General features: G+C 53.2%; 27 protein-coding genes. 15 read left to right on the top strand and 12 right to left on the bottom strand.

Going from position 1 to position 22,978, the window contains the following annotated elements:
• Window positions 1-9: 9 nt before the first annotated feature.
• Both ACLQ3M_RS02510 and ACLQ3M_RS02505 read right to left on the bottom strand, forming a co-directional pair.
• Window positions 10-1,137, bottom strand: coding sequence for a DegT/DnrJ/EryC1/StrS family aminotransferase (locus ACLQ3M_RS02510; RefSeq protein ID WP_411676137.1), 1,128 nt, complete (start codon window positions 1,135-1,137; stop codon window positions 10-12).
• Window positions 1,137-1,718 (bottom strand): acyltransferase, encoded by a 582-nt coding sequence (locus ACLQ3M_RS02505; RefSeq protein WP_411676136.1) that lies wholly within the window; start codon window positions 1,716-1,718, stop codon window positions 1,137-1,139. Before ACLQ3M_RS02505 ends, ACLQ3M_RS02510 begins: the two co-directional genes overlap by 1 nt.
• A gap of 296 nt (window positions 1,719-2,014) precedes the next feature.
• On the opposite strand from ACLQ3M_RS02505, the gene ACLQ3M_RS02500 reads away from it, so the two are divergent.
• From ACLQ3M_RS02500 to ACLQ3M_RS02490, 3 genes are read left to right on the top strand one after another with little or no spacing between them, the layout of a single operon-like run.
• The gene (locus tag ACLQ3M_RS02500) at window positions 2,015-3,193 is read left to right on the top strand and encodes a DegT/DnrJ/EryC1/StrS family aminotransferase (protein ID WP_411676135.1); all 1,179 of its coding nucleotides are present in this window, start codon (window positions 2,015-2,017) and stop codon (window positions 3,191-3,193) included.
• A 47-nt stretch (window positions 3,194-3,240) separates the two neighbouring features.
• On the top strand, window positions 3,241-3,588 hold the full coding sequence (locus ACLQ3M_RS02495; protein ID WP_411676134.1) for an isochorismatase family protein: 348 nt from the start codon (window positions 3,241-3,243) through the stop codon (window positions 3,586-3,588).
• Window positions 3,566-3,775, top strand: a complete 210-nt coding sequence (locus ACLQ3M_RS02490) for a hypothetical protein (RefSeq protein ID WP_411676144.1) — start codon at window positions 3,566-3,568, stop codon at window positions 3,773-3,775. Before ACLQ3M_RS02495 ends, ACLQ3M_RS02490 begins: the two co-directional genes overlap by 23 nt.
• An 80-nt stretch (window positions 3,776-3,855) precedes the next feature.
• Here the strand turns inward: ACLQ3M_RS02490 and ACLQ3M_RS02485 are convergent, their stop codons facing one another.
• Both ACLQ3M_RS02485 and ACLQ3M_RS02480 read right to left on the bottom strand, forming a co-directional pair.
• Window positions 3,856-4,332, bottom strand: a complete 477-nt coding sequence (locus ACLQ3M_RS02485; RefSeq protein ID WP_411676133.1) for an HD domain-containing protein — start codon at window positions 4,330-4,332, stop codon at window positions 3,856-3,858.
• A 77-nt stretch (window positions 4,333-4,409) separates the two neighbouring features.
• Window positions 4,410-4,673, bottom strand: coding sequence for an AbrB/MazE/SpoVT family DNA-binding domain-containing protein (locus ACLQ3M_RS02480; protein WP_411676132.1), 264 nt, complete (start codon window positions 4,671-4,673; stop codon window positions 4,410-4,412).
• A gap of 175 nt (window positions 4,674-4,848) precedes the next feature.
• Here ACLQ3M_RS02480 and ACLQ3M_RS02475 point away from each other — a divergent pair, with 175 nt between their 5' ends.
• Genes ACLQ3M_RS02475 through feoB form a run of 3 tightly spaced genes read left to right on the top strand, consistent with a single transcriptional unit; the run spans window position 4,849 to window position 7,793 of the window.
• Window positions 4,849-5,436, top strand: coding sequence for a nucleoside recognition domain-containing protein (locus ACLQ3M_RS02475; RefSeq protein WP_411676131.1), 588 nt, complete (start codon window positions 4,849-4,851; stop codon window positions 5,434-5,436).
• The gene (locus ACLQ3M_RS02470) at window positions 5,429-5,950 is read left to right on the top strand and encodes a spore maturation protein (RefSeq protein ID WP_411676130.1); all 522 of its coding nucleotides are present in this window, start codon (window positions 5,429-5,431) and stop codon (window positions 5,948-5,950) included. Before ACLQ3M_RS02475 ends, ACLQ3M_RS02470 begins: the two co-directional genes overlap by 8 nt.
• A 1-nt stretch (window position 5,951) precedes the next feature.
• A complete protein-coding gene (gene feoB / locus ACLQ3M_RS02465; protein ID WP_411676129.1) occupies window positions 5,952-7,793 on the top strand; it encodes a ferrous iron transport protein B in 1,842 nt (613 codons plus the stop codon).
• 6 nt (window positions 7,794-7,799) lie between these two features.
• On the opposite strand, the gene ACLQ3M_RS02460 is transcribed toward feoB, so the two are convergent.
• On the bottom strand, window positions 7,800-8,699 hold the full coding sequence (locus tag ACLQ3M_RS02460; protein ID WP_411676128.1) for a hypothetical protein: 900 nt from the start codon (window positions 8,697-8,699) through the stop codon (window positions 7,800-7,802).
• A 172-nt stretch (window positions 8,700-8,871) separates the two neighbouring features.
• Between ACLQ3M_RS02460 and ACLQ3M_RS02455 the strand changes: the two genes are divergently transcribed.
• The gene (locus tag ACLQ3M_RS02455) at window positions 8,872-9,639 is read left to right on the top strand and encodes a type III pantothenate kinase (protein ID WP_411676127.1); all 768 of its coding nucleotides are present in this window, start codon (window positions 8,872-8,874) and stop codon (window positions 9,637-9,639) included.
• 81 nt (window positions 9,640-9,720) lie between these two features.
• Here ACLQ3M_RS02455 and ACLQ3M_RS02450 read toward each other — a convergent pair whose 3' ends face one another.
• On the bottom strand, window positions 9,721-9,930 hold the full coding sequence (locus ACLQ3M_RS02450) for a DUF378 domain-containing protein (protein ID WP_066645265.1): 210 nt from the start codon (window positions 9,928-9,930) through the stop codon (window positions 9,721-9,723).
• Between the two features lie 276 nt (window positions 9,931-10,206).
• Here ACLQ3M_RS02450 and ACLQ3M_RS02445 point away from each other — a divergent pair, with 276 nt between their 5' ends.
• The 6 genes from ACLQ3M_RS02445 to ACLQ3M_RS02420 all read left to right on the top strand — a co-directional run bounded on the left by ACLQ3M_RS02445 (window position 10,207) and on the right by ACLQ3M_RS02420 (window position 16,060).
• A complete protein-coding gene (locus ACLQ3M_RS02445; RefSeq protein WP_411676126.1) occupies window positions 10,207-11,103 on the top strand; it encodes a metal ABC transporter solute-binding protein, Zn/Mn family in 897 nt (298 codons plus the stop codon).
• Complete coding sequence (locus ACLQ3M_RS02440; RefSeq protein ID WP_411676125.1) at window positions 11,100-11,879, top strand: metal ABC transporter ATP-binding protein; 780 nt, start codon at window positions 11,100-11,102, stop codon at window positions 11,877-11,879. The genes ACLQ3M_RS02445 and ACLQ3M_RS02440 overlap by 4 nt, the downstream gene beginning before the upstream one ends.
• Window positions 11,880-12,698, top strand: a complete 819-nt coding sequence (locus tag ACLQ3M_RS02435) for a metal ABC transporter permease (RefSeq protein WP_411676124.1) — start codon at window positions 11,880-11,882, stop codon at window positions 12,696-12,698. It begins immediately after the preceding gene.
• A gap of 29 nt (window positions 12,699-12,727) precedes the next feature.
• Window positions 12,728-13,153, top strand: a complete 426-nt coding sequence (locus tag ACLQ3M_RS02430) for a Fur family transcriptional regulator (RefSeq protein ID WP_411676123.1) — start codon at window positions 12,728-12,730, stop codon at window positions 13,151-13,153.
• Between the two features lie 121 nt (window positions 13,154-13,274).
• Window positions 13,275-15,371, top strand: coding sequence for a ribonucleoside triphosphate reductase (locus ACLQ3M_RS02425; protein WP_411676122.1), 2,097 nt, complete (start codon window positions 13,275-13,277; stop codon window positions 15,369-15,371).
• Complete coding sequence (locus ACLQ3M_RS02420; RefSeq protein WP_411676121.1) at window positions 15,368-16,060, top strand: anaerobic ribonucleoside-triphosphate reductase activating protein; 693 nt, start codon at window positions 15,368-15,370, stop codon at window positions 16,058-16,060. Before ACLQ3M_RS02425 ends, ACLQ3M_RS02420 begins: the two co-directional genes overlap by 4 nt.
• 38 nt (window positions 16,061-16,098) lie before the next feature.
• Here the strand turns inward: ACLQ3M_RS02420 and dcd are convergent, their stop codons facing one another.
• The 3 genes from dcd to ACLQ3M_RS02405 form a co-directional block, all read right to left on the bottom strand.
• Window positions 16,099-16,626, bottom strand: a complete 528-nt coding sequence (gene dcd / locus ACLQ3M_RS02415; protein WP_411676120.1) for a dCTP deaminase — start codon at window positions 16,624-16,626, stop codon at window positions 16,099-16,101.
• A 166-nt stretch (window positions 16,627-16,792) separates the two neighbouring features.
• Complete coding sequence (locus tag ACLQ3M_RS02410) at window positions 16,793-17,071, bottom strand: zinc-ribbon domain containing protein (protein ID WP_411676119.1); 279 nt, start codon at window positions 17,069-17,071, stop codon at window positions 16,793-16,795.
• Between the two features lie 419 nt (window positions 17,072-17,490).
• Window positions 17,491-17,889: a transcriptional repressor gene (locus ACLQ3M_RS02405; RefSeq protein ID WP_411676118.1), complete on the bottom strand. Its 399-nt coding sequence runs from the start codon at window positions 17,887-17,889 to the stop codon at window positions 17,491-17,493.
• 164 nt (window positions 17,890-18,053) lie between these two features.
• Here ACLQ3M_RS02405 and ACLQ3M_RS02400 point away from each other — a divergent pair, with 164 nt between their 5' ends.
• Window positions 18,054-18,899, top strand: a complete 846-nt coding sequence (locus tag ACLQ3M_RS02400) for a YitT family protein (protein WP_411676117.1) — start codon at window positions 18,054-18,056, stop codon at window positions 18,897-18,899.
• Window positions 18,900-18,953: 54 nt separating this feature from the next.
• Here the strand turns inward: ACLQ3M_RS02400 and ACLQ3M_RS02395 are convergent, their stop codons facing one another.
• From ACLQ3M_RS02395 to ACLQ3M_RS02385, 3 genes are all read right to left on the bottom strand, one after another.
• Window positions 18,954-20,276, bottom strand: coding sequence for a lipopolysaccharide biosynthesis protein (locus ACLQ3M_RS02395; protein ID WP_411676116.1), 1,323 nt, complete (start codon window positions 20,274-20,276; stop codon window positions 18,954-18,956).
• Window positions 20,277-20,357: 81 nt separating this feature from the next.
• Window positions 20,358-20,924 (bottom strand): ECF transporter S component, encoded by a 567-nt coding sequence (locus ACLQ3M_RS02390; RefSeq protein WP_411676115.1) that lies wholly within the window; start codon window positions 20,922-20,924, stop codon window positions 20,358-20,360.
• 27 nt (window positions 20,925-20,951) lie between these two features.
• Window positions 20,952-21,479, bottom strand: a complete 528-nt coding sequence (locus ACLQ3M_RS02385) for a TIGR04002 family protein (protein ID WP_411676114.1) — start codon at window positions 21,477-21,479, stop codon at window positions 20,952-20,954.
• Window positions 21,480-21,597: 118 nt separating this feature from the next.
• Here ACLQ3M_RS02385 and ACLQ3M_RS02380 point away from each other — a divergent pair, with 118 nt between their 5' ends.
• The gene (locus ACLQ3M_RS02380; RefSeq protein ID WP_411676113.1) at window positions 21,598-22,974 is read left to right on the top strand and encodes a PLP-dependent aminotransferase family protein; all 1,377 of its coding nucleotides are present in this window, start codon (window positions 21,598-21,600) and stop codon (window positions 22,972-22,974) included.
• Window positions 22,975-22,978 lie beyond the last annotated feature (4 nt).

The raw sequence follows: 22,978 nt of genomic DNA, 5'->3' as shown, positions 1-22,978 counted from the left end.
CTTCAGCATTTAAAGATTTTTAAGCGCCGTGCAAACCATGGTAATCTCTTCATCCGTGATATATCCGTGCATCGGCAGGCTGAAAACAGTATCGCAGAGATGTTCCGCGTTCGGCAGATCGCCCGGCCGGTACCCCAGCGGCTCGTACACCTTTTGCAGATGGAGCGGCTTTGGATAGTAGACCATCGCCGGGATTCCCGCCGCTTTCAGACCGTCAAGAATTTTCGTTCTTTCTTTCAGGTTTTCCGCCTTCAGCGTATAATATCCAAAACCGGAAGAGAATCCCTCTTTAATAACGGGAACGCGGAACCGGTCGCCAAGGATTTCGGCGTATCGGGCCGCCGCGCGTCTACGGTGTGCGTTTTCCTCGTCGAACGCGTGCAGCTTCGGCAAAAGAATCGCGGCCTGAAGGGTGTCAAGTCTGGCATTCAGCCCCAGGCGCACGTTCTCATATTTAAAGCTTCCCTTTCCATGCACGCGCAGGGATAAAAGAAGCCGGTAGTCCTGCTCGTCGTCTGTAAAGATCGCGCCGCCGTCTCCGTAGCAGCCCAGGGCCTTCGCGGGGAAGAAGCTGGTTCCCGCATATTTTCCAAACGAACATGCCTTTCTTTCACCGATTGCGCCGCCAAAGCCCTGCGCGGCGTCTTCCATCAGGATCAGGCCGTACCGGTCGCAGATTTTCTGAAGGGCAGGAAAATCCGCCGGCTGTCCGAACAAGTCGACCGCAATGACAGCTTTCGGCTTCAGCTTTCCGGCGGCAAGCGTTTTTTCGATCTGGGTTTCCAGTGATTCGGGGCTCAGATTAAACGTATCCGGGTCGGAATCGCAGAACACGGGAGTTGCGCCGCACAGACTGACAACCTCCGCCGTTGCAAAAAAAGTAAACGCCGGAACAAACACCGCGTCGCCGGAACCGATTTTTTCCGCCATCAGCGGCATCAAAAGGGCGTCCGTGCCGCTGCCGACCGAAACGCAGTATCTCCTGCCGACATAGGCGGCAAGCTCCTGTTCCAGCTGCTCCACCTGCGGGCCGGAAATAAAATGGGAGCTTTCAATGACTCCGGCAATCCCGGCATCGATCTCTTCCTTTAAATGGCGATACTGAGCGCCAAGGTCGTTAAACGCAAGTTTCTGCATTATTTTTGTACCTCCTTCAGGCCGTTTTCGCCCTGCACATATCTTCTGCCGCATTTGGGGCACACAAGTTCTTCGTTCAGCTTTTCGCCGCACTCGCAGGCCCATCCGCTCCGGCGGGCAGGACTTCCCATCATGATCGCGTGGTCCGGCACGTCCTTTGTCACGACGCTTCCCGCGGCAATAAAAGAATTTCTGCCGATCCGGTGTCCGCAGACAATCGTCGCGTTCGCTCCGATGCTGGCGCCGTCCCCCACCGGGGTTTTCGCGTAAAACTGCGCTCCCCGCTGCGGATAGCGGCAGCGCGGCCGCTGCACGTTGGTAAACACCATGGACGGCCCGCAGAAAACGTAATCTCCAAGTTCCACGCCCTCATATACGGACACGTTGTTCTGGATTTTGCAGTTGTCTCCGATTTTGACGCCCGGGGCGACAAACACATTCTGGCCGATCGTGCATCCGCTGCCAACAGAACAGCCCGCGCTGATGTGGCAGAAGTGCCAGATTTTTGTCCCCTCTCCGATTTCGGCCCCCTCATCCACACAGGCACTCGGGTGAGCGAAATATTTGTCAGATTCTTTCACAGAAAAGCCACCGTTTCTATTATGAAATACAGCCGGGAATTTTCTCTTTCTTCCCCGCCAAAACCTTGTTTTCGGTTCGTTTTGTTCCGTCCGGCGGGGCGTGTCTGCGGCGGCATGCCGCCTTAACCCGTATATTATAGCCCCAAGCGGCCCCGGAGTCAATCACCGCCGGCCGGGAATCTGTTTTTGATTGACTTTATCGGTTAATGGTACTATATTTATTTATATCTTTTGAGTTTCCCGGCATGATAAACCAATTTCCGAGAAAAAATAACAGGGAAAATGAAAGGAACAGTATGAAGAATTTTCAGAAACGAGATACATTTATTCCATATAACCTTCCCGATCTGACCGAAGCGGAAATCAGGGAAGTGGAAGAAACCCTCAAATCCCTGTGGGTTGCAAAAGGCCCGCGCACCGTAAAGTTCGAGCAGGAATTTGCCGGCTATCTGGGCGCAAAGCACGCGGTCGCCATGAATTCCTGCACGGCGGCGCTCCACGTGGCGCTGCTTTCCGCGGGAATCGGACCGGGCGACGAAGTCATCACGACTCCGATGACGTTTGCATCCACCGCGAACACCATCATCCACTGCGGCGCAAAGCCGGTTTTCGCGGATATCGATTACAGCACCGGCTGCATCGACCCGGACGAAATTGAAAAGAAAGTAACGAAAAAGACAAAAGCCGTCGTGCCGGTTCATTACAGCGGACAGGTCTGTGACCTAGACCGCATTTATGAGATTGCGGACAAATACGGCCTCTTCGTTTCGGAGGACGCCGCGCACGCGTTTGAAAGCCGCTACAAGGGCCGGCTGATCGGGAACAGCTTGAAAGGAGCCGCTTCCTACAGCTTCTACGCGACGAAGAACCTCACGACCGGCGAAGGCGGCATGCTCGTGACGGATGACGATGAAATCGACGCGAAAGCGCGCATCTGGGCCGGGCAGGGCATGAGCCGCAACGCCTGGAACCGTTACGCAAAAGGCGGCACATGGCAATACGACATCTGCGAGCCCGGATTCAAATACAATATGTTCGATATTCAGGCCGCGCTAGGCCTGGTTCAGCTTTCCCGCATTCAGGAAATGCAGGCAAAACGCCTCGCGATCGCGGAAAAATACCAACGTGAATTCTCAAAAATCGATGCGGTGGAACCGCCGCTTGTCCCGGATTACGCAACCCACTCCTGGCATCTGTATGTCCTGCGGATCGTTCCGGAAAAGCTCACCATTGACCGGGACCGCTTCATTGTCGAACTGAACGAACGCAACGTGGGCACCAGCGTCCATTTTATCCCGGTTACCGACATGAGCGCCTACACCGGGCGGTTTGGGTTCCAAAAAGGAGATTTTCCGAATACCGAAAAGCATTTCGAACGCATCATTTCACTGCCGCTGTACCCGACGCTTTCAGACGAGCAGTCCGATTACGTGGTTGAAGCCGTTCGCAATATTGTGGAGACTTATCATAAATAGGAAATCGGAGCGGGAAACCGCTCCGATTTTTAATACGGAGGCGTCACATGAAAAACACGGCTTTGCTTGTGGTGGATGTTCAGAATGGGCTGATGGATGAAGGCCCTTATCAGGGAGAACAGGTTTTGAAAAACATAGAAGCTCTCATTCCCGTTTGCAGAGAGAATGAAGTGGAGGTTGTCTACGTTCGGCACGACGGCGGAAAAGGCAGCGAGTTGGAACCGGGTACGAGAGGATTTGAAATCTGCGCGCGGATTTCTCCCCAAAGCGATGAAAATATCTTTACAAAAACATATAACAGCGCATTCCTCAAGACAGGTTTAAAGGATTATCTGACCCAAACAAGGAATTCGGGAGATCATTCTTGTGGGGATGCAGACCGAATACTGCATTGATTCCACCTGCAAGACGGCTTTTGAGCTCGGGTTCGGGGTTATAATTCCGGAAGGGACCTTTACGACCTTTGACAACGGTCCGCTGGACGCCGCCGAGCTGTGCGAATTTTATTCCAGCCGGATCTGGAACCGGCGTTTTGCGTCCGTTATTCCTTTCAAAGATCTGGCAAAACTGATCTCAGCCTGAGCTTTTCTTCCCGGCAGGCCAAGCCTGGATTCCATAAAAAAGGGTTTTCCCGGCGGGAAAACCCTTTTTTTGCTGCCTTGCTAATCCAACGTCCGGCCAGGTTTGTAAAATCGAAGCGTTTCCAGTACGGAGCAATATTTATCGGAAAAGCTCACAATAAAGCCTTCCCGGTACCTCGGCGGAACCGGAGTCAGCGGCCACATGTGCCGAAGAATGATATCCCTTTCCCGGTCGTTCAGCTCAAACTCACGCTGTGCATTTTCCAGAGCCGTTCTGGGATGCGTAAAGCCGTGCAGACCTTTTCTGTCGCTCTTTTCATGCCAGTCGTACAGAAAAAAATCGTGCAGTAAAGCGCCGCGGATCATGCTCCTGCGGTCAACGGAAATTCCCAGCCGCCTGCTCAGCCAAAGGCTTGTGCGGGCAACGGAAATGCAGTGGTCCAGACAGGAAACGTCCGCGTGCTGGATAAAAAGGTTCATCCGCCGCACCTGGTCCGAATCCATTAAATCAGACACACATTCGCTGAAAAATATTTTTTCATTTTGGGTAAGTCGCATATTCCGGTTTCGCCTCTTCTTTATGTAAGAGCAGGCAATAAAAATTGCCGGCAACGGCGCCGGCGGGCAAGATCGGCTTATTTTGTCCCTTCCGCCGCTTTCTCCGCCAGCTTTACAAGGCAGTCGCGACAGATGTTGTGGCCTCCGAAATTGATGATGCCGTTCATTCCATTGCAGAAGACGCATGCCGGTTCGTATTTTTGAAGAACAATCCGATTGTCTTCATCAACGAATATTTCGAGAGGATCCTTTTCATTTATATTTAAGGTTACTCTCAACTCCTTCGGCAATACAATGCGACCAAGTTCATCAACTTTTCTTACAATTCCTGTTGATTTCAATAAAAGTACTTCCTTTCACCAAAAAGGCTCTTTATTCTTCTGATCGGATCGATTATAGTATAATTTTCCATATTTGTCAATCGGTTACACTTAAAATGTGAAAAACTTTTAACATATCAATAATATTGAATTTTGGTCACGAATAGTAATTATACAGTCAATTTCAAAAAAGGGGATGAACAAACTGTTAAATTACATTTGGGCGGGAATGATCCTGCTCAGCGTTTTCTGCGCCGCCGTCACCGGCAGAATGGAGCCGCTTTCAAACGCTGTGTTAAGCGGCGCTTCCGGCGCGGTGACGCTGGTTTTGTCGATGACCGGAATGATGTGCGCCTGGACCGGACTGATGAAAATCGCGGATGAAGGCGGACTGACGCTGCTTCTTGCCAAAGGGCTGAATCCGCTGATGCGCCGCCTGTTCCCGGAATGCAAGCCGGGCGGTCCCTCCGTGAAAGCGATGTGCATGAACATCACCGCAAATCTGCTCGGCTTAGGCAACGCCGCCACTCCCCTCGGCATCGCCGCCATGCAGGAACTGAAAAAAAACAACCCGACGCAGACCGCGGACAATTCCATGGTAACTTTTGTTGTTCTGAACACGGCCTCCATTCAGCTGATTCCCACAACTCTTGGAATTTTAAGGGCTCAGTACGGTTCCGCCGCTCCGTTCGAGATTCTGCCCGCGGTTTGGGTTACTTCCGTCTGCTCCGTCATCGTCGGCCTGACCGCGGCGAAACTGATGGAGGGCCTTCTCAGTGGATAAACTTGGAATTTATATCATGCCGGCCGTTGTTCTTTGCATTGTCCTGTTCGGGTTTCTTCGCAAAGTTCCGGTTTTCGATACGTTTGTCGCCGGCGCCAAAGAAGGCCTGCACTCCACGGTTTCGATTCTCCCGTCGCTGATCGGCCTGATTATGGCCGTTTCCATGCTCAGCGCATCCGGCGCTCTGGACCTTCTTTCGTCTTTTTTGGCCCCTGTCGCCAGTCTGATCGGCCTGCCGAAGCAAGCGATGCCGCTCGCGCTGATCCGCCCGGTTTCCGGCAGCGGTTCCACCGCCGTCCTGACCCAGATTTTCCAGGACTGCGGGCCCGACAGCTTCGTCGGGCGTGTCGCTTCGGTGATGTCCGGCTCAACCGAAACCACGTTTTACGCAATCGCCGTTTATTTCGGGGCTGTCGGGATCAAAAAGACCCGCCACACCATACCCGCCGCGCTGACGGCCGACCTGACCGTCTGTGTTATTTCGGCTTTGACGGTGCGGCTGTTTTTTTCTTAATATGGAAAAGCCGATTTTGAAAACCGTTCCGGTTTATGCCCTTGCGGGAAACCCCAACTGCGGAAAAACGACGCTGTTTAACCGGCTGACCGGGTCGAGCGCGACCGTCGGCAACTGGCCGGGCGTAACGGTTGAAAAGAAAAGCGGCTTTGCCCGCTGGAACGGCGGCAAGGCCCGCATTGTCGATCTTCCCGGCGTTTATTCGCTGCTACCCTATACTCCGGAAGAGGCCCTTGCGGGCAATTTTTTACACCGTGAAAAACCGGACCTGATTCTGAATGTGATTGACGCTACCTGTCTGGAGCGGGGTCTTTACCTGACCACCCAGCTGCTGGAACTGGGAATTCCCGTCGTAGCGGTCCTCAGCATGACGGACGCGCTCAACCGGCGCGGAGGAAAAGTAAACTGCCGCCTGCTTTCCGTTCTTCTGGGAATTCCGGTAGTCCCGGTCTGCGCGACGCATGGAATCGGGATGGAAGCCCTGCTTGAAACGGCATCCGGGGCCCTGAAGGAACCCCTAAAGCCGCTTCGGCTCGCAAATCATGCCGCAGACGGCGGCGACCCGGATCTGGACGCGGCACAGACACGTTACCGCTATATTCACACCATCGCCTCCAGAACCGTTTCGGGCGTGGAAAGCACACATAGGATTACCGAACAAATCGATCGGATTGCTACAAACCGTTACTGTTCCATTCCGCTCTTTCTATTAATTGTTCTCGCGATTTTCGCGCTGACCTTTGGTTCCGTCGGGGACGCGATGATCTCCGCAATGGAGCTTCTGATTCATTCCGCTGCCTCCGCGCTGGACGCTTTTCTGTCAGCCTGCGGCGCGTCCGTCTGGATTAAGAGTCTGATTCTGGACGGAATTCTCGCGGGTGTCGGCGCGGTGCTGAAATTCCTGCCGCAGATTGTTCTTCTGTTTCTTCTGCTTTCTTTTCTGGAGGACAGCGGTTACATGGCGCGCGCAGCGTTTATCATGGACGCTCCCATGAGAAAAATCGGCCTCTCCGGCCGCTCTTTCGTGCCACTTCTGATGGGCTTCGGATGCACGGTTCCGGCCGTCATGGGAACGCGAATTCTGGAAAGTGAAAAAGACAGGCGTCTGACCGTCCTGATTACCCCTTTTTTATCCTGCAGCGCAAAAATGCCCGTTTACACCCTATTTCTGGGGGTTTTCTTCGCACAACGCCAGCCGCTCGCCATGTTTCTGATCTATCTGCTTGGCGTACTGATGGGGCTCTTTTCAGCTGTCTTTCTCAAAAGCACCGTGCTGCGCGGGGAACCGGCCCCATTTTTAATGGAGCTGCCGGATTACCGCCTGCCAACCCTGAACAATATCCGGAAACATGTCGGCAGACGGGTTCGGGATTTTCTTCAGCGCGCGGGAACGACTGTCTTTTTTGCGACTGTGCTGATCTGGCTGCTGCAGTCCGTCTCGACGGATCTCCATATGACCTCCGACAGCTCCCGCAGCCTTCTGTCGGCGGCGGGGCAGGCCGTCGCCCCGATTTTTACTTTGTGCGGATTCGGGGGATGGCGGCAAACCGTCGCGCTCCTGACCGGACTCGTCGCAAAGGAAGCGATTGTGGGGGCCTACGGCGTTCTTTGCGCTGGAAACCCCGCCGCCGGCCTGCGGGAACTGTTCAGCCCGGTCAGCGCCTGCTCCTACCTGATCTTCATTCTTCTGTATACCCCCTGCTCCGCCGCGCTCGCCGCGATCCGCCGGGAAACGGGGCTTCGGTTCGCGCTGTTCAGCGCGGTCTATCAGTTTGCCACAGCGTGGTATGTTTCCGCACTGTTCTATCAACTCGCCCTGCTGTTTCAAAGGCTGTTTTCGTAGCGTTTGCTAAAGCCAGGGGTCCGGCACTGCCGACGGAAGGGGCGTCAGCAAAACGTCCGGGTTTTTCAGAATCCGTCGAAAGTGGCGCATTGCCCTGGCATAATAGTAACCGTCACAGATACGCTCGTCCACAACAAAGCGGAAATTAATCGTTTTGACGGGTCTCGCTATGCCATGCCGGCTCATTCGGAACGTGGTTTCCTTTTTTCCGACGGAGATAAAAATCGGGCAGGTCCCAAAATCATAAAGATGGTGATAGACGGAACCGATTCCGGTAGAACCGATATCCACGACAAAGGCGCTTGTATGGAAAGGAGAAACGCGGTGAATCGCTTTCGGCATCAGGCCGGCCTCATCCATATGCCATAGCGCAAACACAACAAAGCGCAGCAAACACACGGGCAGGCGCCTTAAAATTTCCGCCGTTTGGTATGTACCGTTGTTCTGCGCGGAATTCTTGACCGCCGTGATCCCGTCGTGGAGCTTTTTCCAGATATCCTCCAACGAATCCGTCGGGGAAAACAGCGTTTTCAGCGTTGTGTCCTGACCGGTTTCACTCATCGTATTCTTAACTGCGATGGAGAGGGCGATATGGTTTCTGGCATAGAGTTTTCTGCCGGAAACATAACGGTTCAGGCCCGGATGAAGAGCGATCAGGCGCACCGCCGCCGCCATGACGACGTGAAGGGTGCTCAGGTCCGTCATGCCGGATTCCCTGCGCATCCGCCTGATGAACTGCTCCAAACGGGTAATCTCGATTTTTTCTTCAAAAAAGACCATGCTTCCCGTTCTGTTCCGCATCAAATGGGGCACCACCGAGAAAAAGGGGTCCTCTTTCCGGATTCGGAACGAGTCATGGCGGTCGCCGCGCCTACGCTTTCGCCCGGGGTAAACTGTATTCTCCATCGTATCCCTCCTCATTGCATTCTTTTTGTATTATAAATCAGAATATGAAAAAAACCAATTCATTTCTTTTTATTTTGTGCATTGAATTCTAAAACTCTCTTTGCTATAATAACTGTATTTGATAAAATGGAAATGGGGAAATTCCTGTTTCCGCGGCGGGAGCGGATTTCGAATGATTCTGGTTTTGGACATCGGCAACACAAATATCACTTTAGGCGTTTACGAGGGCACAAAGCTGCTTTTTGTCTCGCGCATGGCGACGGACCGCATGAGGATGGAAGATCAGTACGCAATCGAACTGAAAGAAATTCTGGATATTCACGGCGTTTCTTTTCGGCAGATTGAGGGAACGGCAATCAGCTCGGTCGTTCCGTCCGTCAATCTTTACCTGAAACGGGCGATTTACCGCCTGACCGGAACGGAACCTCTCTGCGTGGGGCCTGAAACCAAAACAGGCATCTTCATCGACCTGAATAATTCCGAAGCCGTGGGCGCTGACCTGATCGTCGGCTGCGTAGCCGCCGCGGAGCTGTTTCAAGGCCCCTGCATTATTCTTGACATGGGAACGGCCACGACATTTGTCGTTCTGGACGAAAACCGACGGATGCTCGGCGGGGCGATTGCCCCCGGGGTCGGAATTTCGCTGGATGCGCTGACGAACCGCACCGCCCAGCTTCCTTCCGTCAGTCTGGAGGCTCCCAAACATTTTATCGGCGGGAGCACCACCGAATGTATGCGTTCCGGCCTGATTAACGGAACCGCCTGCATGATCGACGGCATGTGCGCCCACATGGAACAGGAGCTCGGCAAAAAATGCAGCATTGTGGCCACGGGCGGTTTATCCAAAGAAATTATTCAGCAATGTGAACGCGATATCGTCTATTGCGACACGCTTCTTCTGGAGGGCCTGCGGATTATTTATGAGAAAAACAAACCGTAAACACAAAGTGCCTGATTTGTCATGAAAAAGCCGCCGTTCCTGAAAGTTTGGAACGACGGCTATTTTAAGGTTAAAAAAAGTCTACGCGTTGTGAACAGGTTCTTCATCGTCACGAAACAGAAATCTCAGGCACCACAGTGCGGAAATGGCTACCACGACGAATACGATGCGGCTGCCGGCCGTGAGCTGCCCGCCAAAGATCCAGGCGACAATGTCAAACCCGAAAAGTCCGATGGACCCCCAATTCAGTCCGCCGATAATGACCAGAATCAAAGCAATTTTATCAAGCATGATATTACCCCTTTCAAAAAGTATTTTTACCGAAGACATTCCTATTATTCATGAAAGAATCATATTTTTATATTTTTTGTGCGGCCGGGATTTGCGGGTGCGGCCAACACCGCAAGCAAAATGCTCGTGTATTTTTGCGTTTGCGCGACTTTATGGGCCGGTTGAAAATATTTTGTCCCTTTCTTCATAAAATAAAACATTTACAAATCCATTCTTCTATGATAGAATGCTTAATGCAAATGCAAATTATTTGCATTTAGAATGGAGTGAACTGTTATGAAACGATTTAATTTTCTAACTGGAATACTGATTTCCTTTGCACTGGTTCTGACGGGATGCGCCTCGTCCGCCGGCGTGCAGCAGGCATCTTCGTCCGCGCCGGCAAAATCGGGTCAGAAACCTGTTATTGCCGTAACCGTTGTCCCGGAGGCAACCTTCGCCAAGGCTGTCTGCGGCGACTATATGGAGGTAATTACCGCCGTCCCTTCCGGATACAGCCCGGAAACCTATGAGCCGACACCCAAAGAAAAAGAAGAACTCAGCCGCGCGGCCCTTTATTTTGCGGTGGGTGTACCCGTTGAGGAATCGTCCATTCTCCCGGCTCTGGCCGATTTGAAAACCATGAAAGTCATCCGTCTTCAGAATGCGGTTTCAAAAGAATACCCCGACCGCACGTTCCCGTCGGGGGAACGCGACCCGCACATCTGGCTTTCCCCTAAGCGCGCAAAGGTAATGGTGGAAACCATTGCTCAGGAATGTGAAACGGTGGATCCGCAGCACAAAGCGCAGTACGGGCAGAATGCTCAGAACTATGCAAAGCAGCTTGATTCGCTGGATTCCGATCTGAAAAACATTTTTTCCAACATGCAAAATAAAAACTTTCTTGTCTTTCACCCTGCGTTCGGTTACCTGGCTGAAGACTACGGCCTGACCATGTATTCGCTTGAGGAGGAGGGCAAGGAAGCGACTCCGCAGCATCTGCAGGAAATGGTTGATCTGGCGAAAAAGCAAAAGATCCGCGCAATTTTCTATCAGGAGGAAATCGACAGCAAGCAGTCGCAGGCCTTCGCGGAGGAAATCGGCGGAAAAACTGTAGAACTTTCCCCGCTTGCGCCCGATTATGTGGAAAATCTGAAAAAAATGGCAAATACCATGGTGGAGGCTATGAAATGACGGCAGAGCCCGGTCAAAAAGTCGTAGAAATCAGTCACGTAACCGTCCGGTACGGGGCGTTCACCGCCCTGCATGATGTCAGCCTTGACGTCACTCAGGGGGAATATCTGGGGATCATCGGGCCGAACGGGGGCGGAAAAACCACCCTGCTCCGTTCCATTCTGGGCCTTGTGCCGATTTCGGGAGGAAGCATTTCGATCTGCGGAAAAGCCCCGGGCAAAACCGGCACGCTGGTCGGATACGTTCCACAGTTTGCGAATATTGACCGCAGCTTCCCGGTCACGGTGCGCGAAGTCGTCCTGACCGGACGGCTGACACGAAGCCGCCTTCCCTTTCACCGGTATTCCGGAGCGGACCGCGCGGCCGCCGACGCCGCGCTTCAAGAAGTCGGCATCGGAGATCTCGCCTCCCGGCAGATTTCCGGCCTGTCCGGCGGAGAATTCCAGCGGATGCTCGTCGCCCGCGCCCTTGCGGAAAACCCGAAAATTCTTCTGCTGGACGAGCCGACCGCAAGTGTCGACGCTAAATCGCGCAGACAGATTTATGACCTGCTGGGGGAACTGAACCGTAAAATGACGATTCTGCTTGTCACGCACGACATGATGGCGGTATCTTCCCGGGTCCACCGGCTCGCCTGTCTCAACGGGGGCCTGGTTTATCACGGCGAGCCGGAGCTCGACCGCAACACGGTCGACGCCCTTTACGGCTGCCCGGTCGACCTGATCGCGCACGGCGTGCCGCATCGGGTTTTAAAAACGCACGGGGAGGACCGATAAATGATTTCCGCTTTGTTTCAATATCAATTTCTTCAGAACGCGCTGGCCGCGGGCCTGCTTTCCAGCATTGTCTGCGGCATCATTGGCGTCATCGTCATCGAAAAAAAGCTTGTCATGCTCAGCGGCGGAATCGCGCACACCTCTTACGGAGGCGTGGGGCTTGGGTACCTGCTGGGATTCGAGCCGATTCTCGGCGCTTTTCTGTTTGCGGTCGGCGGCGCGCTCGCCATCGGGAAAATCAGCCGCAGGAAGACAACGCATTCCGACGTTGTCATCGGCCTGTTCTGGTCGTTCGGCATGGCGCTGGGAATCCTTTTCGTCGCGCTGACTCCGGGTTACCCGCCCGACATGACCTCGTATCTGTTTGGAAACATTCTCTCCGTGACGCGCGGCGATCTTCTTCTGATGGCATGCCTCACGGTTCTGGTTCTTGCCGCCGTAGCCGTTTTTTACGACACCTGGAAAGCCTACCTGTTCGACGAGGAATTCGCGGCCGTGATGGGAGTCGATACCGCGCGCCTCAATTATCTTCTGCTGATTCTGGTCGCGATGACCGTCGTGGTTTTGATCCGGGTGGTCGGCATCATTCTTGTGCTGGCGCTTCTGACCGCGCCCGCGGCTGTCGCGGGCCTGCTGACGAACAGCTTCGGCAGACGGATCTGCTACTCCATTTTCTTCGGGGCGGTTTTCTGCCTCGCGGGGCTCTGGCTCTCCTATACGCTGAATATCGCCTCGGGGGCCTGCATTGTAATCCTTTCCGCCGTGAGCTATCTGATTGTGTATAGTCTGCGGGACCGGGAACAGGGCCGTGTTTCCTAAAAATTCTGAACCCGGGAGGAATGAACATCATGGAAGACAGCAAGGGCCGCCTGAAAAGCTGCGGACTGAAAAACACCCGGCAGCGCCGGGAGATCATCGGGATTCTTGAGCAAAGCGGCCGGCCTGTTTCGGCAGAAGGTATTTTTTTCGGGCTGCGGGAGCAGGGGGAAACCGTCAGTCTATCCACCGTCTACCGCGTTCTGGAGCTTCTGGTTGAAAAAAAAGCCGTTCGCCGGCTGAACACGGTGGAAGAATGCGGCACCCTGTTTGAGCTGAACGACAAGCACCGCCACTATCTGGTCTGCCTTGGCTGCCACAGGATGTTCCCGCTGGACGACTGCCCGCTAAAATCCTACGAAAAAGAACTGACCGACAAAACCGGTTTTGACGTGACCGGCCACAGCCTTGAAATTTACGGCTATTGCCGGGACTGCCGCGGCAAACGGCAAGGCTAAAACTCTTTTCCCTCCCGTTCTATTGACAAATCCCCCCATAGATATTAGTATATATAGTATTCGCAGTAAAACAACAGACTATATATTGCCCTGTTTGAAAGGGTATGCGGGAGGAATGTTCATGCTGACACATATTATCAAAAGGGACAGGACCAAAGCGCTGTTTAAAAAGGAAAAAATCGTGTGGGCGATTTTTAAGGCCGCGACCGCGGTCGGGGGAGATGATTTCGCCACTTCGGAACATCTGGCGGATCAGGTTATTTCCATCGCTTCGCAAAAATACCCGGAGGGCGTAGCCGACGTTGAGGGAATTCAGGACATCGTCGAAAAGGTCCTGATTGAAAACGGACACGCAAAAACAGCCAAGGCTTATATCCTGTACCGCGAAAAAAGGCGCTCCGCGCGCGAATCCAACGCGCTGATCGGCGCGACGATTAATATGTTCGGCGAATATCTGAACGACAGGGACTGGAAAATCAACGAGAACGCCAACACGCAGAAATCAATCAACGGACTGAACAATTATGTTCGCGAAGCGTTTACCAAAAACTACTGGCTGCATGAGATTTATCCGCAGGAAATCCGCGATGCGCATCTGTCGGGAGACATTCACATTCACGACCTCGGATTCTTCGGCCCGTACTGCGCAGGCTGGGACCTGCGGCAGATTCTTCAGGGCGGATTCGGCGGCGTGTCCGGCAAGGTGGAATCCAAACCGCCGAAGCACCTGCGTTCTTTCCTGGGGCAGATTGTCAATTCCACGTTCACAACCCAGGGCGAGACCGCTGGAGCACAGGCCTGGTCGTCCTTCGACACCTACTGCGCGCCGTTCGTTCGCTACGATCATATGGATTATCAAGCGGTCAAGCAAGCGCTTCAGGAGTTCATTTTTAACCTGAACGTACCGACCCGCGTCGGCTTTCAGTGCCCGTTTTCAAATCTAACGTTCGATATTGTTGTGCCCCGCACGCTGCGCGACCAGAACGTAACGGTCGGCGGAGCCGTGATGTCGGAAAAATACGGTGATTTTCAGAAAGAAATGGACATCATCAACCTCGCGTTCTGCGACGTGATGATGGAAGGCGACAGCAAGGGACGCGTGTTCACCTTCCCGATTCCAACCATCAATGTCACAAAGGATTTTCAGTGGGACAGCCCCGTCGTCAACCGTTTTATGGAAATCACCTGCAAATACGGAATTCCCTATTTCTCCAACTATATCAACTCCGACCTCTCCCCTGAAGACGCGCTATCCATGTGCTGCCGCCTGAGAATCGACAAAAGCGAGCTGCGCAAGCGCGGGGGCGGCCTGTTCGGTTCCAATCCTCTGACCGGGTCCATCGGCGTTGTAACCGTCAATCTGCCGCGCATCGCCTACGTTTCCAAAACGGACTCCGAATTCCGCATGCGCCTTTGGAAAGAAATGACTATCGCCAAGGAAAGCCTCGAAATCAAGAGAAAGGTCATTGAGGAGCAGACCGAGCGCGGACTGTATCCGTACTCCCGCAATTATCTCAAAGACGTCAAGGCAAAGACCGGGGATTACTGGTACAATCATTTCAACACGATCGGCCTGATCGGAATGAACGAAGCCTGCATGAACCTGTACGGCAAAGACTGTGACCTGACAACGGAAGCAGGGCAAAAATTTGCAGTCGACACGCTCAACTACATGCGCGACTTCATTCTGAACCTGCAGGAAGAGACCGGCCACTATTACAATCTGGAAGCGACGCCCGCGGAAGGCGCCAGCTACAGCCTTGCCCGGCTGGATAAGGCCCGCTATCCCGACATCATCACCGCGGGGGAACAGGAGCCTTACTATACGAATTCGACCCAGCTGCCCGTCGGGTACACGGACGATATTTTTGAAACGCTTGATCTTCAGGATGAGCTGCAGTCTCTTTATACCGGCGGAACGGTTCTGCATTTCTATCTGGGTGAGGAAATTCACGACACCGAGGCCGCCAAGCGCCTGATCCGAAAGATTTTCACCAACTACAAGCTCCCCTATATTTCCCTGACCCCGACCTTCTCCATCTGCAGCGACCACGGCTATCTCGCCGGCGAACATTTCACCTGCCCCCACTGCGGAAAGCCCGCCGAAGTCTGGAGCCGTGTCGTCGGGTATCTGCGCCCGGTTCAGAACTTTAACCGCGGCAAACAGGAAGAATACCGCGAACGCAAAAAATATGTGATCAAGGAACAGGCCATATGATTTTCGCGGGGATTCAGAAGAGCTCGCTTGTCGACTATCCGGGGCTTGTTTCTTGCGTGCTGTTCGTTCCCGGCTGTAATTACGATTGTTTTTACTGCCATAATCGTTCCCTGCTCGCCGGCCCGCATGAAATTCTTGACCCGAACACCGTCCTTGCGTTTTTGAAAAAGCGCGCGGGCCTGCTCGACGCCGTGGTCGTAACCGGAGGGGAGCCGACCCTGCAGCCCGAGCTGACCGATACTTTGCTGGAATTTAAGTCCCTCGGCTACCGGGTCAAGCTGGATACGAACGGCTCGAATCCCGCAGCGGTCTCGGAAGTGCTGAAAAGCGGCGCGTGCAGCTATTTTGCGGTGGATTACAAGGCGCCGTCCGCGCGCTATGAGGAAATTTGCGGCACCGGAACCGACGCCGCGGCCGTGCGGGAAACCGTGGAGCTTCTCCTGGACAGCGGGGCGCCATTCGAGGTTCGCACAACCGTTATTCCTCAGCTTTTGGAATCCGACCTGATGCAAATGGCCACAGAGCTTCCCGCCGTCCCCCGGTGGACGCTGAACCGCTACCGAAAACCGTCGCCGTACAAGCCCTGCGACGAGGAACGGATTTGCGCCGTGCCGTGGACGCAGGAACAGATCGCCGGCTTTGCCCGCAAAATGGCTTCCGTGCAGCCGAACATGAACCTGGCAAAATAAAACGAGCCGCCTTTTCCTCACAGAAAAGGCGGCTCGCTTTATTCTTCCGGTTCAAATTCCCGGTACAGCAGGCTTGGCTGAATCCCGCTGTTGTTCTGGTATTTTCCGCTTCGGTACGGGTCGTAGTCCCCCTCGATCGTGTGGTAATAAATCTGGCAGATTTCAACCCCCGGATAAATTACAATCGGCTGCGTACAGAACATTTCAAGCGTCCAGTACCCGGAAAAGCCCACGTCGCCGAATCCCGCGGTGATATGGATAAATAAACCCAGCCGCCCGACGGAGGAACGCCCTTCCAGCATAGGCACCAAGCGCTCGGTGCGCGTGTATTCCGCCGTTCTGCCCAGATACAGCCGCCCGGGTTCCAGCCGGAGGCCGGACTCGGGAATCAGAATTTTCTGAACCGGATTCGGCTTTTTCATATCCAGAACGGTTTTCTCATAAACGAGCAGTTCGTTGTGCAAAGACAGATTATAGCTGTTCGGATTAATTTTCTTCTCATCAAAAGGCTCTATGACGATATCGCCGCCCATGCGACGAAGAATTTCCCTGCCCGACAGGATCATAGCTTGCTTCCTTTCCCATATAAAGGACAAATCTTCATGACCGGACCCCCGATACAAAAATACGATAAATGCGGTTGCCCGCATTTATCGTACATAATTCACTTTCCGACCGAATTACAAGAAACAGTACCGGCGCATCGGCTCCGGCCTTCCTGTATTCTCAGGTTCAGACTTCTTCTTTCATCTTCGCAAAGCATTCGCTGCAGTAAACCGGACGACCCTCCGTCGGCTGGAACGGAACCTTGCACGGAGCTCCGCATGCGGCGCAGACAGCGTCGAACATCTCTCTCTGCGGTTTCTGGCTCATCCTGCGGGCTTTCCGGCATTCAGGGCACCTTTTCGGTTCATTGGTAAACCCTTTCGCAGAGTAAAATTCCTGCTCACCGGCAGTCCAGACAAACTCCTTCCCGCACTCCTGACAGACTAACGTTTTGTCCTCAAACATATTTTTTACCTCACTTGTGATAATTTTTTGCCCTGGGACGGAGTTGAACCGACAACCTTTGGAATTTACCAAATGCTCTTGCGTTAAGCTACTGGGGCATCTATAACGAGTGTGATTTCTCACCTCTACGCAACATAGATTATACCAGAATGATAAAATTGTCAAGCGTTATTTTTGAATAAGTGAAAAATATTTAAAATACTTTCTAGTTAGTCATGAAATATCAATTTTTTTTCGGATATATTGACGATTAAGAGAGAAACACTATATTTTCAGGGAGCAAAAGGATTATGCCCGCGTTTGACAGAAAAACGCAAAAAAGACCGGCGAAAAATTCCGCCGGCCCGGCATATTTTGACAGCTGTAAAAATCGCTAACTTTTCAGAGTCGCAAGCCGCAGATGTCTCGAATTTGCCTTTTTACTTTGCTTTATTCAGGCAATCGGGACAAACACCCCGAAGCAGAATATCCGTCGAATCAATTTGCAGACGGTATTTTCGTTCCGCCTGCTCAATCCGGTCCGCGCCGATATAGTCATCCGGTATATCAATCACGGAGCCGCATTTTGAGCAGACAAAATGGGTGTGGGGTTTCACGTTCCCGTCATACCTCTCCTGACCGTTGACCACACCGACACTGATAATAGTGCCGTCCTGTTTAAACTGCGCCAGATTCCGGTAAACCGTGCCGAGGCTCAAATCGGGATATTCCGGTTTCAGCTTTTCATAAACCCAGTCCGCCGTCGGATGAGTCCTCGTGGAACGCACGGCATTCAGAATTGCCTCCCGTTTCCGGCTGTAGTTTCGTCGCTTTTCCATAGGTCACCTCTGATATTTACAAAAACAATAATTCCTACTGTTTTTATTTTAGCACTTATCCTATCATTTGTAAAGGTCTTCTCAAAATTTTTTGATCAACCTTTCAGTCAAATCAAAATAATGCTATAATTGTGTGCGAAATGAAACATAAGAAAGGATTTGTTATGAAGAAAGACTCCGCAAGGGAATTTGCCCTGATTACGCTGAGTACACTCGTCATATCGGTTGGCATCTACTTTTTTAAATTTCCCAATAATTTTACATTCGGCGGTGTGTCGGGTCTTTCCGTGGTTCTGGGATATGTGACCCCGCTTTCGCCCGCGAGTGTCAACTTCGTTTTGAACGCCCTGCTTGTTGTCTGCGGTTTCATTTTTCTGGGGCGGAGCTTCGGAGTCAAAACAGTTTACGCCAGCTTTTTGCTTTCCGGTACCGTCTGGGTACTGGAACAGCTGGTTCCGATGAAACATCCGCTGACCGATGATCCGATGCTGGAGCTCGTTTTCGCGGTGCTTTTGCCCGCCTTCGGTTCCGCGCTGCTGTTTCACTCCGGCGCTTCCTCCGGCGGCACGGACATCGTCGCGATGATTTTGAAAAAATACACGAGCGTCGATATCGGCCGGGCGCTGTTTTTCAGCGACCTTTTGATTACTCTCTCGTCTTTTCTGGTTTTCAGCATCAAAACGGCGCTGTTCTCTTTTCTGGGGCTTCTTGCGAAATCGCTGATTGTCGACAGCGTGATTGAGAACATTAACCTGAATAAATATTTTAATGTGATCTGCTCCGAACCGAAGCCGATCCTTGAGTATATCGTCAAAAAGCTGAACCGCAGCGCGACGGTATGCGACGCGGTCGGCGCCTACTCCCACCATCACAAATATATCATTTTCACGGTGATGAACCGCTCTCAGGCGGCACAGCTGCGCAGGTATATCCGCTCGGTGGAGCCGGAGGCGTTCCTTCTCATCTGCAACACCAGCGAAATCATCGGCAGAGGCTTTCACAGCGAATAAAAGCAATAGGGCCGGGCGGCAATGCCGTCCGGCTTCTTTTCGACAGAATACCGTTTATTTGTGGAAAGCTCTCGCAACCATCGCGATCTCTTCCCGGTTTGGAATCAGGAGCCGGTAAAACGGCGTGTGGGAAAACCGGCAGAAAATTACGATGCAGGAAACGGACTGCGCCGTCATCGAAATCGACGTAGCCAGAGCGATTCCGTTCGTGCCCATCAGCGGAAGAAGAATCAGGCTGGAAATAATATTTATAATAATTCCAAGCGCTGTAGGGATAATATTCAGCTCCGGATGCCCATAACCCGCAATGGAGTTTCCAAGGACCTTGGAATAGGAATAAAAAACGGAACCGATCATCAGATAGGGCAGTGGACCCAGCGTCCCCACATACATCGGAAACACAATTGGTACCAGAAAACGTGCGACCCAATAAAGTGCAACGGCACCAAGCGTCGTGATGTAGGTAACCACCTTGGAGGAAAGCAAAGTAAGACGGACTTTGTCCTTCATCTGCGTCATTCCTGAGATTCTGCTCAGGATAACCTGACTAACGGCATCCGGCAAAATCCAGACCTGCCGCATCATCGTAACCGCCAAATTATAGATGCTGAAATTGGCAATACTGGAAACCCATTGGACAATATATCCGCCCAGATATGAGTTCAGGTAGGTCATCACGTTGCTCACGTGAGCCTTCAGACTGTATCCAATCATGCTCCCAACACCGACGGGCAGGTCATTTTCCGGCGCGGGTTCCTGCATCGGGCCGTTCCAGCGCACGACCCCCCAGAGCGCAAGAAGCAGAGTCACAAGTGAAACTGCTATCGCGCCCCAAACCCAGAAAAACACATTCGGGCGCAAAAAGACCGCGACTGCCAGCGCCGCCATCAGGATTCGCTGGACAAGGTTGACCAAATTATATGATTTAAACTTGTTTTCACCGCGAAGGATTGATGTGCAGATGTTAAACAGAAAAGAAAGGACACTGTAAATAACGATCGCGACCAAAAACTGCCCCGGCGTCGAAGTGAAGAAAGAGCTCCTGCGCAGAAAAAACAGGGTTGCGGCGCCAAGTACGATAATTGCCGCAGCAATGCTTATGCTCAGCCGCCCGATCGCATGCCGGGTGTTTCGGATCGAGTTTCGGGCGACGTAATAGATGACGGCGGATGTAACGCTGAGGCCGAGGATTGTGAAGAACCCTTCTCCCCACTGCTGCATCTGTGTGAAATATCCCCTGATTTCGGGTTCCACGCGGTTCAGGACGATGAGCTGCGAGAACAGGGTAATGACAGAACCGAACAAATTGGTCCCGAACGTGTTAACCGAATCGCGCACCACTGCACTTTGTATCTTTTTTTCTCTTTTTTGTTTCATCGCAAATTAACGACTCCGTCCTGCCAGTTTTTTGGAACGGAGTCATTATAGCATTATCTCAGCAGAATCACAACCGAATTTTCACCGGCTGCCGCGTGCTTCCGGAAAACTGCGCGCCAAGCCTCTGCGAACGGCAAAATACAGGGGCACCGCGATGATGTCCGCGAACAGCGCGTTGGTAGCGGTCGCTCCCAGTTTCGACAGCAAGACCATCTGAACCGTCTGCGCCGCGTCGCCCAAAACCAACTCTTTCACCGCCGAGTAGGCCAGATACAGGACGCTGTAAGAAACCGAGCCGGCCACGGCCCCCACAATGACGCGGGACAGCTTTTTTCCGCGGCCATCCCCACCCCAGGCGATCAGGCCGCAGATCCAGGCCATCGCGAATTTGGTCACAAGCGTGACCGGCGCGCTGGACGCCCACCCGTTCGTAATGTCAAACAAAAAGGAACCAACCCCCGCGGCCAGTCCTCCGTAAACCGGGCCGAGCAGCAGCCCGGAAAGAATACAGAACACATTGGCAAACCCGATCATCGTTTTGTCTCCGCCGACGGGAATCTGAACCTTAAAAAATACCGTCGCGACAAAGACAAGCGCACCCATAAGCCCCGCCAGCGCGAGATTGACGGTTTGATTTTTACTTCTCATATCGCATTCCCTCCTGCTTTTCTCAAGCTAATGCTGCTTTACCATCACGGCCAAGCGGCTTTTCAGCTTCATCCGGTCGAAAGCGCGGCCAACCAGAATGTAAATAACCGCGCTTGCCGCCGCCTGAATCAGATTCCCCGGAATTTCCGCCACAGGAGCCGCAAAGTTGCCGAGCAGAACCGCTTCGGTCAGATAATACCCCGCGACGCAGATTCCTCCCGCCGCCGCGCAGGCAATCAGGTTCCGCTTGGTGACAATCGATTTTGCCGCCGACGCAAAGCACAGAACCATCGCCGATTTAATCAAAAGCGTGGGCAGCACGTAGACGGCGCTGCCGGTCAGGCCGTCCGACAGCGCCTCGCCGATGCCGCCCGCGGCCACCGCGTAAGGGAGAGGCAGAATGCTTGCCGCCAGGTATAGGAACGCGTCCCCCAGATGGATATATCCTCCGGTGACCGGGGTCGGAATATGGAACAGGTACGCGGTAACGACAAATATCAGCGCGGCGAACAGCGCCGTGAAAACAATCAGGCCCGTCGATGCTGTTTTTTTCATGCTTTTACCTCCAATAGGATTGATTTGCAAAAATTACGTTGGTATAATAATAGCGAATAACTGTTTCTATTGAAATATACAGTTTGAAAAAATTCTTTCAGTACAGTTGAGGAGACTTATGACTTACGACTATCTGCAGCTGGACGAAAAATCCCCGATTCCGCTGTATCAGCAGCTCTATTCTTCCATACGCCGTGCGGTGGAATCGGGGCATCTAAAGGCTGGGGAACGCCTGCCATCGATTCGTTCGCTGGCGGACGGGCTGAATATTAGCTGCACAACGGTGGAAAGCGCCTATCAGCAGCTCTGCGTGGAGGGTTACATCCGGGCGCGTCCCCAGCGCGGATATTTCGTGCTGGACGCACGCCGCCCGGAACCGGTGCGAACCGTTGTGCCGTCCCGGCTGCCTCGTCCGGCAGGACCGCACGCCGATTACAACTTCAGCAGCGACTGTGTTGACAGTGATAACATGGATTTAAAAATCTGGCGGAGGCAGATTCGGGACGTGCTGAATCGGCAGGAGCTTATCGCCTCTTACGGCGATCATCAGGGGGAGTACGCGCTGCGGGAAGCGCTGTCCTCCTACAGCTACGGCGCGCGCGGCGTGCTTGCCTCCCCGGACCAGATTGTCATCGGTGCCGGAACGCAGCCGCTGTTATCTATTCTATGCGGCCTTTTAAACGGCGGCGAAACAACCGTCGCCATGGAAGAACCCGGTTTTCGGCAGGCGGAACAGGTTTTTTCCGACTGCGGGTTCTCTGTTTTAAAGCTGCCCGGTGACGAGGACGGGCCAAGGATGGACGTGCTTGCGTCAAGCGGGGCAAAACTCCTGTTTGTCAGCCCGTCGAACCGGGTGCGCACCGGAACAAGCCTGCCGATCAGCCGTCGGATGGAGCTGCTTCGGTGGGCGTGGGAAAACGGCGGAATTATCATCGAGGACGACCACAACGGCGAACTCCGCTACCGCGCGCGGCCGATTCCCGCCCTTCAGGGAATGGGCGCCGGACGAAGCGTCGTTTACATCGGTTCGTTTTCCAAACTGCTTCTGCCGTCGGTCCGCATCGGGTACATGGCACTGACGCCGGATTTGTTGAAGCGTTACCGCCGGAGAGCCGAAAACTACAATCAGACGGCTTCCAAAATCGAACAGCTCGCGCTCGCCAACTATATGAAAAGCGGACAGATGGAGCGCCACCTTCGGCGGCTGCGCAAGCTCTACGGTTCCAAATGCGATCTTCTGTCGCACGAATTGAAATCGGCGTTCGGCAGCCGCGTGGAAATTCTGCTTCAGGAGACGCCGCTGAGCATGATCCTGACCGTACACGCGGACACCGACGCGGAAACCCTGCGCGATTTGGCTCTCCGGCAAGGGGTACGCATTGGAACCACCTCTGGAGGCGAAAAAGTCCTGCTCGGATTCGCCGGGATTCCGTCGGAACAGATCAAAAACGCGGTCCAATGCCTGAAAACGGCCTGGAAAGACGTTTTATCATAAAAAG

This window comes from Caproicibacter sp. (assembly GCF_046707225.1).
In the GTDB taxonomy this organism is placed as follows: domain Bacteria; phylum Bacillota; class Clostridia; order Oscillospirales; family Acutalibacteraceae; genus Caproicibacter.
The sequence above is the reverse complement of the archived record's forward strand: the minus strand, read 5'-3'. Positions and strand labels throughout refer to the sequence as shown.